Annotated in this window: 9 protein-coding genes; 4 read left to right on the forward strand and 5 right to left on the reverse strand. The window is 67.8% G+C overall.

All coding sequences use genetic code 11. The features are described from left to right. Positions 1 to 92 precede the first annotated feature (92 nt). The 4 genes from FHR84_RS14630 to FHR84_RS14645 all read left to right on the forward strand — a co-directional run bounded on the left by FHR84_RS14630 (position 93) and on the right by FHR84_RS14645 (position 7,505). Complete coding sequence (locus tag FHR84_RS14630; protein WP_179536074.1) at positions 93 to 5,084, forward strand: NAD-glutamate dehydrogenase; 4,992 nt, start codon at positions 93 to 95, stop codon at positions 5,082 to 5,084. 148 nt (positions 5,085 to 5,232) lie between these two features. Continuing rightward, positions 5,233 to 5,676, forward strand: coding sequence for a thioesterase family protein (locus tag FHR84_RS14635; protein ID WP_179536075.1), 444 nt, complete (start codon positions 5,233 to 5,235; stop codon positions 5,674 to 5,676). Next, on the forward strand, positions 5,669 to 6,310 hold the full coding sequence (locus tag FHR84_RS14640; protein ID WP_246300578.1) for a DUF8010 domain-containing protein: 642 nt from the start codon (positions 5,669 to 5,671) through the stop codon (positions 6,308 to 6,310). Before FHR84_RS14635 ends, FHR84_RS14640 begins: the two co-directional genes overlap by 8 nt. 157 nt (positions 6,311 to 6,467) lie before the next feature. Beyond that, a complete protein-coding gene (locus FHR84_RS14645) occupies positions 6,468 to 7,505 on the forward strand; it encodes a hypothetical protein (protein ID WP_179536076.1) in 1,038 nt (345 codons plus the stop codon). On the opposite strand, the gene FHR84_RS14650 is transcribed toward FHR84_RS14645, so the two are convergent. From FHR84_RS14650 to FHR84_RS14670, 5 genes are all read right to left on the reverse strand, one after another. Continuing rightward, a complete protein-coding gene (locus FHR84_RS14650; protein ID WP_179536077.1) occupies positions 7,473 to 8,717 on the reverse strand; it encodes an alpha-amylase family glycosyl hydrolase in 1,245 nt (414 codons plus the stop codon). The two genes, FHR84_RS14645 and FHR84_RS14650, sit on opposite strands and share 33 nt — an antisense overlap. Positions 8,718 to 9,095: 378 nt before the next feature. Further along, positions 9,096 to 10,421, reverse strand: coding sequence for an alpha-amylase family glycosyl hydrolase (locus FHR84_RS14655; RefSeq protein WP_343075283.1), 1,326 nt, complete (start codon positions 10,419 to 10,421; stop codon positions 9,096 to 9,098). A 756-nt stretch (positions 10,422 to 11,177) separates the two neighbouring features. Continuing rightward, positions 11,178 to 11,561 (reverse strand): globin domain-containing protein, encoded by a 384-nt coding sequence (locus FHR84_RS14660; protein ID WP_179536078.1) that lies wholly within the window; start codon positions 11,559 to 11,561, stop codon positions 11,178 to 11,180. A gap of 26 nt (positions 11,562 to 11,587) precedes the next feature. Then, positions 11,588 to 12,565 carry a mechanosensitive ion channel family protein gene (locus FHR84_RS14665; protein WP_179536079.1) on the reverse strand — a complete coding sequence of 326 codons (978 nt, stop codon included), beginning with the start codon at positions 12,563 to 12,565 and terminating at the stop codon, positions 11,588 to 11,590. Positions 12,566 to 12,962: 397 nt separating this feature from the next. Then, entirely contained in the window at positions 12,963 to 15,086 is a 2,124-nt protein-coding gene (locus FHR84_RS14670; RefSeq protein WP_179536080.1) for a prolyl oligopeptidase family serine peptidase, read from the reverse strand. Between the last annotated feature and the right edge of the window lie 301 nt (positions 15,087 to 15,387).

The following is a 15,387-nucleotide window of genomic DNA, read 5'->3' on the forward strand; positions in this document are numbered from 1 at the left end:
CTGTTCAGGCCGCCCCCAAAAGGAGTCGTACAGCCTCTAGGGTGGTTCGTGTTGGCACAACGAGGTGCCGCTAGTTGTGGAGCTGCGTGACGATGACCTCTGAATCCGGACAGTTGAGTACCGAACACACCGCGCCGAACGCCGAGACGGCGGTTGCTTCCGAGCGCGGCGCGGATGGGGCCGAACATTTGACGAGCCTGGTGGAGCGAGCCGTACGAACGGTTCCGGAGCTGGCCCACCTGCTGCGCACTTACTACCGACACGTCCCGGCGGAGGAAATGGCGGGTGACGAGCCCGCCGACCTCGCGGGAGCGCTGCGTGCCCATTACGAACTCGCCGCGCACAGGGCGCCCGGGCGCCCCTTGGTGCGGATCTTCAACCCGGACCGCTCCACCGACGGCTGGCAGAGTCCCGGTTCGGTGGTGCAGCTGGTGACCGACGACATGCCCTACCTGGTCGATTCGGTGGTAGCCGAACTGACCGGGGCGGGAGCACAGGTGCAGCGCATCGTGCACCCGATCGTAGTGGTCCGTCGTGATGTGGCCGGGGAGCTGCGTGAGGTCCTGCCGGATGCGGACCCCTCGGCCCCGCCCGAGGACGCGCTGGTCGAGTCGTGGATGTTCCTCGAGATAGACCGGTTGGCTGCCGAGTCGGACCGCACCCGTGATCTCGAGCAGCGGTTGCTGACGGTCCTCACGGACGTGCGAGAGGTGGTCGAGGACACCGACCGCATGCACGCCACGGCCCGCGGAATCGCCGATTCCCTGGAGAAGGACGCTCCGCCACTTCCGGCCGAACGGATCCGGGACGGCGCCGCGCTGCTGCGCTGGCTGGCCGACGGTCACTTCATGTTCCTGGGGTACCGCCACGACGAAGTGGTTTCCGACCAGGAGAGCGAGAACGCTTCGCTGCGGGGAATCCTGGCTACGGGACTCGGGGTGCTGCGTTCCGACAGCGGCGCGGCCCGCAGCCTGTCCACGGACTCGGAGGGGCTGGTGGACTTCGCCCCCGGAGAGCTGCTCGTGCTCACCCAGGCGAACGCGGCTTCCCCGGTGCACAGGGCCGGGCACCCCTTCTACGTGGGCGTGCGGACCTTCGACCCGGACGGGCGGGTCACCGGAGAACACCGGTTCATCGGCCTGTTCACCACCACCGCCCTGCACGAGAACGTCCTCGACATCCCGGTCATCGAGCGACGTGCTCGTGAAGTGATACACCGCGCCGGTTTCCCGATGGAGTCCCACTCGGGACAGCGCATGCTCGAAGAGATCCAGAGCTATCCGAGGACCGAGCTCTTCGCGACCGAGCCGGACACCCTGCTCGAGATCATCACCGGGGTGCTGGCCCTGGCCGAACGCCGTAAGCTCAAACTCTTCCTCCGACGGGACCCCTACGGCCGCTTCTTCTCCTGCCTGGTTTACCTGCCCAGGGAGCGCTACACGACCCGGTCGAGGCTGGCGATGCAGGAGGTGCTGCTGGCCGAGCTGGAGGGCACCGGCCTGGAGTACAGCACCAGGGTGGGTGAGTCCGCGCTGGCACGCGTCCACTTCGTCGTGCACACCGAACCGGGAACCCGGCTCGAACCGGAAGTCAACCTGGTGCAGCGGCGGCTCAGCGAGGCCATCCGCACCTGGGACGACGACATGGTCGAGGAGATCGACTCCGAACGGCGTGGTCATCGCATCGAGGCCCGTCGGGACGGGCGCGCGATCTCCTCCGGTTCCGAAACGATCAGCGAGGAGGGGCAGCGTTACGCCTCCGCTTTCCCGGAGGCCTACAAGGAGGACTTCAGCGCTGCCGACGGGCTGGTGGACCTGCGTCGCCTGGAAGGGGTCTCCCGTCCGGGCGAACTCGCGATGTCCTTCTACGCGCCGAGGGACGCCGGGCCCGGAGACCGGCGGTTCAAGATGTTCCTCACCGAGCGCGTCACCCTGTCCATGGTGCTGCCGGTTCTGCAGAGCATGGGCGTGGAGGTCGTCGACGAGCGCCCCTACGAGGTCTCGCCCGACGAGGAGACCCGCAGGTGGATCTTCGACTTCGGGCTGCGTCCGGAGCAGGGACTGCTGGAACAGGCGGGCGGCGAACGGATCGACACGCTGCGGGAACGCTTCGAGGAGGCCTTCCAGGCCGTCTGGCAGGGCGATTCCGAGGTCGACCGCTTCAACTCCCTGGTGCTGCGCGCCGGGTTGACCTGGCGTCAGACCGCTGTGCTGCGTGCCTACGCGAAATACCTGCGCCAGGTCGGTGTGGCCTACAGCCAGGACTACATCGAGGACGCGCTGCTCGCGCACGAGTCGGTCACCGTGCAGCTGGTCCGGCTGTTCGAGACCCGGTTCGACCCGGAGCTGGACGAGACGCTCCGTGACTCGCGCGAACAGGAGCTCGTCGGAGCGATCGAGCAGGCTGTCGACGAGGTGAGCAGCCTGGACGCCGACCGGATCCTGCGCAACTACCTCAGCTTGATCAGGGCCACGCTGCGCACCAACCACTTCGTCCGCGGCGCTGATGCGCTGCCGCGTTCGTTCTGGTCGTTCAAGCTGGAACCGCAGGAGATACCGGGGCTTCCCGAACCGAGGCCGCAGTACGAGATATTCGTCTACTCCCCTCGTTTCGAGGGGGTGCACCTGCGGTTCGGTTCGGTGGCTCGTGGTGGACTGCGCTGGTCCGACCGCAGAGAGGACTTCCGCACCGAGATTCTCGGCCTGGCCAAGGCGCAGGCGGTCAAGAACGCCGTGATCGCTCCGGTGGGCGCGAAGGGCGGGTTCGTGCTGAAACGGTCGCCCGCCTCCACCGGGGACCCCGCCGTCGACCGCGAGGCCGTACGCGACGAGGGCATCGCCTGCTATCGCATGTTCATCTCCGCCATGCTCGACGTGACGGACAACCTGGTCGGCGGCAGGGTCGCCCACCCGGAGAACGTCGTGCGGCACGACGGTGACGACACCTACCTGGTGGTGGCGGCGGACAAGGGCACAGCCACCTTCTCGGACATCGCCAACGAGGTGGCCGAGTCCTACGGCTTCTGGCTGGGGGACGCCTTCGCCTCGGGTGGCTCGGTGGGATACGACCACAAGGCGATGGGCATCACGGCCAAGGGCGCGTGGGAAAGCGTCAAGCGGCACTTCCGCGAGCTAGGCACCGACACGCAGCGCGACGAGTTCACCGTGGTCGGCGTCGGGGACATGGCCGGGGACGTCTTCGGCAACGGGATGCTGCTGTCCGAGCACATTCGCCTCGTGGCGGCGTTCAACCACATGCACGTCTTCATCGATCCGGACCCCGATCCGGCGAGTTCCTTCGCCGAACGTCGTCGGCTGTTCGGACTGTCCCGGTCGACCTGGGACGACTACGATCGCGACGTGATCAGCGAGGGAGGGGGTGTCTGGCCTCGTTCTGCGAAGTCGATTCCGCTGAACCCGCGGATCCGTTCCGCGCTCGGGATCGACGAGAGCGTGGCCCGGCTCGCCCCGGCCGAGCTGATCAGGGCGATCCTGCGCGCCCCCGTGGACCTGGTGTGGAACGGCGGTATCGGCACCTACGTCAAGGCCAGTACCCAGACGCACACCGAAGTGGGGGACAAGGCCAACGACCCGGTCCGCGTCGACGGCGCCGATCTCGGTGCGAAGGTCGTCGGCGAGGGCGGGAACCTCGGCATGACCCAGCTCGGCCGTATCGAGTTCGCCCGTAACGGGGGCAAGGTCAACACCGACGCCCTGGACAATTCGGGAGGGGTCGACTGCTCCGACCACGAGGTCAACATCAAGATTCTGCTGGACCAGCTCGTGGCGGAGGGGCGTCTGGACCGCTCGCGGCGTGACGAGCTGCTCCGGGAGATGACCGACGAGGTCGCGGCCCTGGTGCTTGCCGACAACTACCGGCAGAACGCCGTGCTGGGGACCTCGCGTTCCCACTCCGATCAGATGACATCGGTGCACGCCAGGTTGGTGGCGGAGCTGGAGAAGCGCTCCGGTCTGGATCGTGAGCTGGAGGCCCTGCCGAGCGCTGAGCAGTTCCGTGAGCTCGAGAAGTCCGGCCAGGGGCTGAGCTCGCCCGAGCTGGCCACGCTGATGGGGCACGTCAAGCTGGCGTTGAAGCAGGACGTGCTCAACAGCGACCTGCCGGACACGGAAGCCTTCGCCTCCAGGCTTCCCGAGTACTTCCCGGAGCCGCTGCGACGGAACTACGTCGACGCGGTCCGGCAGCACCCGCTGCACCGCGAGCTCACGACCACCCTGCTGGTCAACGAGGTCGTCGACGGTGCGGGCGTTTCGTACGCCTACAGGCTGCTGGAGGAGATGAGCGCCGAGACGACCGACGCCGTCCGGGCCTTCGAGGTCGTGACCGGGGTCTACGACCTGCCCGGGCTGTGGGCGGAGATCGAGGAGCTGCACGGAGCTGTTCCCAGTGAAGTGATCGACTTCATGGTGCTGGAAGGTCGCAGGCTGCTCGACCGTGCTTCTCGCTGGTTGCTGTCCAACAGGCCGCAGCCGCTGGCCATAGGAGCCGAGATACACCGCTTCCGTCCTGTCGTGGCCGAACTCTCCGAGTCCGTGTGGGACCTCGTGCAGGGCAGGGCCGCCCGGAACGCGGCGGAGAAGGCCAACAGGCTGGTCGAGCAGGGCGTGCCCGAGAAGCTGGCACGGCGGATCGGGACCCTGCTGGACACGTTCGCCCTGTTGGACATCACCGAGATCGCGGAGCTGGCCGAGCGCGACGCGGGGGTTTCGACGGAGCGCAGCCCGCGGGAGAGCGCCGAGCTCTACTTCGCGCTGTCGGAGTACCTCGACATGGAGCGGATGCTGGTCTCGGTCGGCGAGCTGGAACGTGGCAATCGCTGGCACGCCCTGGCTCGGCTGGCGCTGCGTGACGATTTGTACGCCTCGCTGCGTGCCATCGCGGTGGACGTCCTGCGCAGCGGAGAACCGGACCAGGGGCCGGAGGACAAGATCGCGCAGTGGGAGTCGGCGAACGCGTCCCGGATCGGACGTGCGCGGGCTTCGCTCGAGGAGATCAAGCACTCGGGCAGGCAGGACCTGGCCACCCTCTCGGTGGCGGCCAGGCAGCTGCGCAGCATGGTGCGTTGATCCTCGCCCCGGCCGCGGTCGACGCGTCGTGTGTGGTTCGTCGGGTTCGGTGTCCGCACCGTGGCGGAGTACGGTGGTCCCGGACGGTCCCGTGTATCGCACGTCGCGTCGGCCGTGCCGGCGGATCGACGCTTAAGGAGAGGAAAAGGTGGGAGCCTTCGTCACCGAGGTGCCGATTCGCTGGTCCGACATGGACGCGTTCGGCCACGTCAACCACGCCAGGACCGTCACGTTGCTGGAGGAGGCACGTGCGGGGCTGCTGTTCACCGAGGCCGAGCGGCGGGGCAACGGTGGTATGGCCGACGGGATGGTGGTGGCCAGGCTGACGGTCGACTACCGCAGCCCCGTCGACTACGGAATGGGCCACGTCCAGGTCCGCATGTCGGTCCGGGAACTGCGCCGGGCCTCGTTCGTGGTGGACTACGCGGTCGCCGCGGGCGGTGCGGATTCGGTGGCCACAGCCGAGACCCTCATGGTGCCGTACGACCTCCGGGCCGGACGCCCACGCCGTCTCACGGAAGGGGAGTTCGCCTTCCTGGAGGAGTGGGTGCTGGATCCGGTTGCCGCGGACGAGGAGCGACGAATTGCCTGAACTGCGGATGCCCCGATCGGTCGAGCGTGACGACCTGAGCGCGTTCGTCGCCCGTGCCGTGCGCATGGACGAGCAGGCCGTGATTCGGCTGCGGACGCGTGCGGACGGTGAGCGGATCGACGTGTGGTCGGCGACCCCCTTCGACGCGTTGTGCACCCGCTCCGTGCAGGGGGAGGTCGAACCGCGTGATGTGAGCGTCTCCGGTAAGGAGTTGCTCGCCGCGCTGACGGTCTCGAACGGTCCCGTCATGGACCCCGGTCCCGAGCGCGACCTGATGTGGCGTTCCGAACTCCCCCCTCCCGAGGGGTGGCGTCATGTGGACGACCTGCCCGCCAAGGTGGTGGGCGAGGTGGCCGAGCAGGGAGTCGGTGTCGCTCGGGAGAACGTCGGCCCGAAGGGAACTCCCCCCGCTTCTCTCATGGACCAGGAAGTGTTCACCGTGAGCGGCTCGGGGCTCAAGGTGACGGTTCCGCTGCGGTGCCTGTTCGTGCTGACCGGGATGGGATTCCTGGTCGGGGATCCCTCCGACGACGAGATCGTCCGGGTGAACGCCACCGACTCGTGGCTGCGTATCGACTCCCGGTTCGGCGCGGTGGTACGGCGCAGGCACGCGCTGCTGCCGCTGCTGACCTGAGCGAAGCTCGGCGGGGACGGGGTTCGATTCCGGCCCGGGTCGGACCCCGGTCCGCTCGCCCCCGGAAAGCGGTGCCGTCGGACCGCGCTGCTCGATTCGGGTGACTCGTCGGTACCTGGGTTAATTCTTCGGCGTCGTGGTGTCGAGAATCGACAGTGTGTACGACTATCCATCGATGCCGGAGAGCCGGGACGCGTTGAGCATGACCCGTTCGTTCCGGGAGGCGTTCCGGTTGCGCGGTCCGCTGTCCGGCGGGCTGGGCCTGCTGCTGCGCACGTGGTGGCTTTTCCCGGTGGCTCTGCTCATCGTGGCTCCGTTCACGGCGTTGAGCTGGTTCGTGAGTTGCCGTTTCGGGATGTGCAGCAGGATCGGCGTCGCCGACGGGCTGCTTCAGGTGGACCGGAACAGTTGGGTGGACGCTTGGACGCGAGTGCTGCGGGCAGTGCTCGTGACGCCCGCGGACATCACGGTTACGGCTGTCACCGTGGCGGCGCTGGCCTGGGTCTGCGCCGGATACCGCCCTGCTTCTCACCACGTGTGGCGGTTGTTCACCAAACGCGGCGCCGGGCTGTGCGTTCTCGGGCTGGTGCTGACGACGGTACCGGCGGTGCTCACGGCGGTCCCACTGTACTTCGCGCAACGGCAGGCCGTTCCCGTGCTCACGGGGGAGGAGTCCCCTCCGCTGTGGCGACTGCTCCTGATCGTGGTGCTGTTGCTGTGCGTGCTGCTCGGCGGGTTCACCGGAATAGTCTCGGGAGTGGTGGCCAATGTCGCCGTGGTCCCGTTCACGGTGCAGCGCACCGGGGTGCGGGAGGCGGTCGGCCGGGTCGGCCGCATGGTGCTGCGGCGGTTGCTTCCGACTGTGGGGACGGTGGCGCTGGCGCTGGTGCTGCCCGCGCTGCTCGAACCGTTGACGAGTGCGGTGGCCACGGCGAGCACGGAGGCGAGCTGGTCCGGCAACGTTGTGCGTGACTCGCTGAGTTCCGCTGTATCGCTGCCTTTCGCGGCGGCCCTGTACCTCACGCGCTATCTGGACCTGTCGCTGCACACGGACGGATACGACGCGGGAAGGCTCGCGGTGGATCTGCGCACCATCGGGGAAGTCCGGGACGGGGAGGCGCAGGATCCGGCCGTGGGCGAAGACGTGGAGACGCGGGATCGCTCAGACCAGCCAAACCGCGGTGTCCGGGGGTAGCCGGTCACCGTCGAGCGGGGCACTGTTGAGCACGATCCTCCCCGGAGGGGCCGGTACCGTTTCGCTCGAGGTGTTCAGCGCGCAGGTCAGCTCACCCCTGTCGCAGCGAAACGCCAGGCATCCGCGGGGCGCTCCGTACCACTGGACCGTCGAACGTTGTGCTATTTCGTAGAAGCGGCGTAGCTCCATGGCGTTGCGGTGCAGGGACAGTGTCGAGGACGGTTCCTCCAGCTGGACTTCCACGGTGCTGGACGCCCAGCTGGGCGGGGTGGGCCACCAGCTTCCCGACGCCGCGGAGAAACCGAACGGCGGCTCCGAGCCTTCCCACGGGATCGGCCCGCGAACCGGATGACTGCTCGTGCGGTCGGGGCGTTCGGATTCGGGCAGTCCGAGTTCGGTTCCGTTGTCCACCCCGGCCACTCCGGGCAACGCGAACTGGACCAGTGTCATGGCTCTCGCCTTGGCGAGTCCCGAGGCGCCACCGCCGAAACGTGTCGTCGGCCTCGGGTAGTCCCAATTGGACAGTGTCCACACCGGTGTGCTCCCCGAGTTCAGGGAATCGTCCAGGACGTTCTGAACGACTTGCCGGATCTGTGCGGCGTCGAACGGCACGGAGCTGAAACGCAGGTCGACCCCCAGGTCCAGCTCGGACAGCGTGCCGTGCTCCGTCCGCCAGCTCCGCACCAGCCCGCCGAGCGGAACGGTGCGATGCTCACCGGGAAGTGACCGGATGACCCGCAGAATCGAGTGCGTGGTCTCGTCGAGGGGACCTGTGATGCCGGGGACGGTCGCGACCCGGAACCCGTCGACGCCGCACGCTTTCCAGAAGCGAAGGGATTCGGCCAGCTCGTTCCCGCTCTCGTCGTTGTCCACGACCGTGCCGTCCACGGGCAGATCCAGCACGATCCGGATGTCCGCGGCGTGCGCCTCGGTCAGCAGGGCTTCCAACGACTCGATGGTGCCGACGAGAGGATCGACATCCCTGCCGTGCCCGATGCGCCCGACGGGTGAAGCCAGCACTCCGGTCAACCAGATCGCGCCGATACCGATCAGTTCCAGGTAACCGAGTCGCTCGCGAACCCCTTCGAGATCGCCGACCCCGTCCGCGTCGGAATCGCTGAACGCTCGTATGTCGACGCGGTAAAAGACCCGGTTCTCCCACCAGTCGGGCGACGTCGTGGGATGTTCGTGGCTCTGGTCGGTCAAGCACACGGTGGCCATCCTGTCGGGGGGCGATGCGAGTCGGATCGGTTTCGACGTGCTCACAGCGGAGTGGGCCCGCCAGCGCCCACAGCGGTCGTGCGTTTCCACATCGCCCGGTACTTTCGTGGTTCGGGTTCTCCGGCTCGTCCGTTTCGTGGCACTCGGTGAACGATTCGGGAGTTCGTCGGGTTTCACTTCCTCGTCGTTCTTCGCGCCCCGACGCGTGTTTCGCCGGTCCCGGCAGCCGAGTCCGATCGCCGTGGGCCGCTTTCGCCGGAACGACCGCCGGTTGCGCTTTCCTGTGCCGATTCGGTGCGCGGAGGATCGCCCCGCGGTGTCCGGGAATCCCTCGGCCTGTGTTTACCGGGCCGGGGAACGAGTCGTGGGTCAGCTCGTGGCGAGCCAGGCCGCCGAATCGGGGGGAAGCTGTCCGCCCTCCAGCGGAGCACTGGACAGGAGCAGTTCCCCCGGTGGCAGCGGGACCCGTTGGGTGGAGGTGTTCAGGGCGCAGATCAGTCCTGCCGCACCCCTCCGGAAGGCGAGGCATCCCGTGGGTGCTCCGTACCACTCGACTTCGTCATCGTCGAACAGCTCACGCGGTACGGACGGGTTCTCCGTCTCGTCCCCGGCGCTCGCCGTTCGTTTGATCTCCAGAGCTTGTCGGTACAGCGACAGCGTGGAATCGGCGCTTTCCAACTGCGCCTCGGCCGTCATGCCGACCCAGTCCTCCGGTGCGGGCAGGCACAGGTCCGTGGCCTCGCTGAAGCCGAACGGCGGAGTCCTGCCCTCCCACGGCATGGGGACCCGAGCTCCGAGCAGCTCCTGCGTGGGCATTTCCGCCTCGTCGCCGATGACCTCGGGCAGGCCGAGCTCCTCTCCGCTGTCCACGCACACGACTCCCGGCAGTGCCAGCAGCACGAGAGTTATGGCGTGGGCTCGCGCCCGCCCGACCGCTCCACCGCCGAAGCGGGTCACCTGCCGGGGGAAGTGACGTCCGGAGACGAGCCAGCCCGGCCTGGTTCCGAACTCCTTGCACGCGGCCAGCTCCTTGCCGATGGCCTCCCGGATGCCGTTCGCCTCGAAATCCGTCTCGGCGAGCGCCCGGTTGAAATCGACGTCCCACACGCCCCGGCTCGAGCGTTGTTCCTCGATGAACGAGCCGATCAGCCGATCCGAGTCGTCGGCCAGCGCGGCCCTGATTGCTCTGGCCGTTTCCAAGTCGACTCCGTCCGTGTCGGATTCCGCTGATGAACCCCGCCTCGAAAGGGCCAGCCGGAATCCGTCGACCCCGCGGTCGGTCCAGAACCGAAGCGTCCGTACCAGCTCCTGTTGGGCGCGTGGCTGTCGTAGATCGGCCACGTCCACACCGATATCGAGAGTGACGCGCAAATCGCAATCGTGAGCCGCGGACGTCAGCCGTTCGAATGATTCGAGAACGGTGGCAGCTTGCTGCGGATCGCCGACATTGGGGCCCACGCCGGTCATCGGGACACCGGTCAGCCACACCGTGTCGACCCCGAGTAGTTCCAGGTATCCGAGGCGGTTGCGCAGGCCGTCCAGATCGCCGACCCCGTCTCCATCGGAGTCGGCGAACAGCCGGATGTCGATGGCGTAATGGATCGCGTTCCACCACCACGGCGTTTGGCCTCCGGGGAGGCTGTCCTGCTCTGTCCAGCGGCGCACAGTGGTCATCCCCTTACTGCGTTCGAGCACCGTGTTCGAGGGTCGCCGAGCACGGTGCCGATGCGCTCAGACGTTCGCTGATCGATCATTGGATCACGCACGTGACCCCGAACGCGCGACGAGATCCGGTCCGACGCGGACACCGGGTCGACGTTCGTCGATGATGTCCTACCGCAGACGAGCACTCGATGGCGCGGTGGGCGTGCGAACTACGATCATCACGTTTCGGAAGCGCGTTGTCACCCCGTGTTCGGAACACGGGGCACGAAATCGTCGATGGAGGAGTGATCCCGAATCGTGTGAGACGTCAGGGGAGCGGGAGCCGCTGGAGAGCGGGAGTTGAGGCGTGTCGTTGTGCGTGGAGGACGAACGCACGGTCACTCGCGGCCCGGAGTCCGCTGCCGGGGCCGGGGCCGGTTGGTCACACCGGGACCGGTGGACCAGGTCGCGGTCAGCGGACCGCCGGACGGGGACCTCGGTGCCGCGGTGTCCGGCCCCCGCGGGGACGGAAGCGCCGGAACGGGTCTCGCCGTCCCGTCCCGGGCACCGGGTCTTTCACGCGGACGGTCGTCGAGGTTTTCCGCTCGCCCCTGAGGAGGTGGTCGCCCGGCGGAACCTCCCGCGGCTCTCGCTCCGCCGGGGCCCGACGTCCGGGAACGGCCTGCACGACGTCGGGCCCTCCGCGCGAGAGCCCCCACGGGAGACCCCGCGGTGGTGCGAGTCGCTCGGGCGGACCTTCCGGCGCCGGAAGTACCACGCCGGTCGTCGACACGGCAGGGGCATCAGTCAGAACCAGGAGTTGACCATGCCGTGTGCGGCCATCTCGAAGTACTGCCAGAGGCGGTCGCGTTGTTCGGTGGTCAGCTCGGCCTCGTCCAGCGCGATGCGCATGCACCGCAACCAGGCGTCCCGCTCGGCCAATCCGATCTTGAACGGCGCGTGGCGCATGCGCAGCCGGGGATGACCACGTTGTTCGGAATAGGTCTGCGGTCCTCCCCAGTACTGCACGAGGAACAGGCGGAGCCGCTCCTCGGCGCCGCTGAGGTCCTCCTCGGGGTACAGCGGCCGCAGCAGCTCGTCCTTGGCCACTTCCTGGTAGAAGCGAGCCACGATGGTGCGGAAGGTGGCCTCGCCGCCCACCTGTTCGTAGAAGGTTTCCGGAGTGCTCACACGCCCTCCTCGCGAGGCTGTCGACGTTACTGCTGCTCACCCGAGTCTGGCATCAGACGTCCGGCCGGGTAAGGCGGTTTGATGTCCGCTTCGTCATAGGCCCGCTTGATCTCGGCGCGGAGCAAGCGCTGCACGGCCCACTGCTGCCCCGGACGCACCTTCGCGGTCAACCGCAGCGTGATCGTATCCGAAGTGATCTGGTTGATCCCGAGCATCTCCGGTTTCGCCAACACGTCCTTGGAGAGCGGTTCGCACTGTGCGGCTGTTCCGGAGACCGCTTCCGCGACTTCCTGGGCGCGGCGCACGTCGCTGCTGTGCGCGATCGGCAGGTCGACCACGGCCACCGCGTACCCCTGGCTGGAGTTGCCGACCCGCAGGATCTCGCCGTTGCGGACGTACCACACCGTGCCGTTGACGTCGCGCAGTGTGGTGACCCGCAGGCCCACCGTCTCCACGGTGCCGGTCGCTTCCCCGAGGTCAACCCAGTCGCCGACCCCGTACTGGTCCTCGACCATCATGAACATGCCGGACAGGAAGTCCCGCACCAGATTCTGGGCACCGAAACCGAGAGCGACGCCGACCACTCCGGCGGATGCGATCAGCGGCCCCAGGTTCACCCCGAACTCCTGGAGTATGTAGATCGCGGCGAAACCGAAGATCACGAAGCTGACGATCGACTTCAGCACCGAACCGAGGGTCCTGGCTCGCTGGCTGCGCTGCTCGGCCAGCGTCTCGCCGGAGACGGAGTCGCCGTTCCGCTCGCGCAACGGCTGCAGCAACCTGGGAGGTTGGCCGTTGGTGCGGCTGAGCTTGGTTATGATCTTGTGCAGCGCGTAGCGCACCAGGAACGCCAGCACGATGATCGACAGGACCTTCAGCGGTGTGGCGATCAACAACTTCGAGTAGTTGGCCAGCCACGGATTGTTGGTCCAGTCGAGTATCGTCCTGCACCACTGGCTGGAGTCGTCGGAACACTGGGATTGCGCTAACTGCAACGCGGTCATGGTCTCGGGGCTCCCGGACGCCGAAAACTGTCTTACTGACTCGGAACTCCTCGCGGAGTGGCTCGCTCGGTTGAGCGGTCACCGGCCTGGGACGGCGTCTCGGCAGCGTTGCGGGGCACCTCGGGCAGCGATTCACTGCGCCAGGTGTCCTGCTTTCCCGCCCTGCATCCGTCTCACGCGCCGGAAGCGTCTCGGTTCGCACGGGCCGAGTGCTCCAGCCGAGGGGCGCTCCGAAAGAAGCCCTTGGTCCGAGCCCGTCGGAACGGGGAGAACCGTGGCGCGATCCGATCCTCGCCACGTCCGGTGCGCGGTCAGTGACCACCGTTCGCTTCGTGCACGCCCCGCCGTCCACGACGCGAAGGCGGGTGCCCTCGAGCGGCACCCGCGGCTGACCGGATCACTCTCGCACCAGTCCTGTCGCCTCGGCGAGAAACGCGAGGTGATCGGTCGCCATGCCCACAGTACGCGAGACCGAACGAGCCGAATGCCCCACCTCCGTCTCCCGGCGCAGCAGAATCGGTCTCTTGTCCAGCGGCGAGGTCGTCGCGTGCTGCACGGCCGCGCACATCTTGCGGGCGTGCAGCGGGTCCACCCGCGTGTCCGACTCGAACACCGAGAACAGCATCGAGGGATACTCGGTCTGCGGGCTGACGTTGTGGTACGGCGAGTAGGACAGCAGCCAACCGAGCTCCTCGGGAACCTCGGCGCTGCCGTACTCCTCACTCCAGAGCCTTCCGAGCAGGAAGTGCTCGTAGCGCACCATGTCCAGCAGTGGAGCCGAGCACACCGCGGCCCGGTACAGCTCAGGGCGTTGGGTCACGGCCGCTCCGACCAGGAGTCCGCCGTTGGATCCTCCGCTGATCGCGAGGCGGTCGGTGCTGGTCCAACCCCGGTCGACGAGATGCCGTGCGGCGGAGTGGAAGTCGTCGAACACCCGCTGCTTGTTCTCCCGCATTCCCGCGCGGTGCCACTGCTCGCCTTCCTCGGCGCCCCCGCGCAGTGAGGCCAGCGCCCAGACACCGCCGGTCTCCACCCAGGCCAGTGCGGTCGGGGCGTAAGCGGGTTCCCTGGAGAGGGCGAAACCTCCGTAGCCGGTGAGCAGCGTGGGCAGGGGCGTCTCGAACTCGGACGGGTACAGGACGAACATCCGCACGGTGGTCCCGTCCGTCGAGGCGTAGCTCAACTGAGTGCTGCTGACGTTCGGGGGTGTTTCCTGCCCGGGTGCGCTCTCGAACGGTTCGGTGGTCTCGTCGCCGAGCGAGTAGGTGTGCACGCACGGTGCGGTGACGAAATCCGTCCAGCCGATCCACAGCCGTCCCGCACCGGTTTCGGTGAGGGGGTCGGTGGTGTTCAGCGCGGTGATCTGCCCGGTTCCCGGGAGCGCGACCCCGCGAATCCGTTCCCCCGTTGCCGGGTGGTGCAGCGTCAGCTCGGAAACCGCGTGCCTGGTGCGCAGCACGGCCAGTTCCGGAGACGATTCGGGGCCGTCGACCAGGCGCACCGCCTCGAGCACCGAGCCGGAGTCCTCGGCGAGCAGTTCGGTCCAGTCGCCGGGCTCGGGGCTGCGTGGGTCGGCCACGCACAGCCGGCCACGCGGGGCGTTCAGGGTGGTCCTGATGTAGAGCCTGCCGTCGAGCTCGACCTTGGCCTTGGCCTGCACACCGAGCGAGTCGTCCAGTACGAGCCGCTGTTGACCGGGTCGGCCGGTGCGGTCCAGCTCGGCGATCCACAGCGAATCGCGGCGTGCGGTGCCGGGACTGCCGTGTATCAACAGCCACCCGCCGTCGGCGGAGACGTCGACGTCGAAGAAGTAGGTGTGTTCCTGCTGCTCGCCGTGGATCAGGACGTCCGAGCACGGATCCCGCCCGATTTCGTGGCGCCACACCCTGCGGTGGAACTGCCGCTCGTCCTCCGGGACGTCTTCCGGGGGGAGCCTGCGCACGTAGTAGAACTCGCCCCCGCCGGGCAACCAGGCGATCGAGGAGTAGCGGCAGCGGTCGATCGGTCCGTCCAGCAGCTCTCCCGTCTCCACGCTCATCACGTAGAGCAGGGATTCCTCGTCTCCTCCCGTGGAGACCTGGTAGGCGAGCCTGTCGCCTTCCCGGCTGGGCGTCCAGCGGTCCAGGGTCGTCAGCCCGGACGGGTCGATCCGGGCCACGTCGACCAACGGCGTCTCGGTCCCGGACTCGTCACGCACGAACAGCACCGGGAACTCCCGGTCGGTTTCCCGCCTGGTGAAAAAGGAACGCCCGTTGCGCCATGTCGGGGCCGAGACCGAACCGGTGCTCGTCAGCGCGCGTATCCGCTCGGCGAGCCGGTCCTTGCCGGGCAGGTCCGCCAACCGGCCGGAGGTCAGGTTGTCCTGCTGTTCGAGCCATTCCGAGCAGCGTGGGTCGTCGGGATCTTCCAACCAGCGGTACGGATCGTGCACTTCGTGCCCGTGCAGGTTCTCGACGAGGTCTTCGCGGGGTGCGTGCGGATAGCCCCCGGGTGCGGGTTGAACTTCGCTCACCCCGCGCACGATACTGACACCGACCGCGTGACCGGGTCGATGCGCTCGCAGGCGAGCGGGAGCGCTTTCGGCACGCCCGTGTTCGGCGGGAGCGACCACAACGGCTCGTGTCCCGGCGCGGACTTCGCGCGGCCGAGCCTTCGGCGGCCGCCGGCCGGTTGTCCCGGCCGCTGCGGCCGCGGATGAGCCGAGTACGAGGGTGTGACCGGCCACCTTCGAAAAGTGATCGAAAATGATTCTCTCGGCGGCCACACGTTCCCACCCGCCTCGCGTTAACCCGTTGTTGTTCTCGAATTCGCCGTGATTTCGC

Source organism: Actinopolyspora biskrensis, assembly GCF_013408175.1.
Classification (GTDB): Bacteria; Actinomycetota; Actinomycetes; order Mycobacteriales; family Pseudonocardiaceae; genus Actinopolyspora; species Actinopolyspora biskrensis.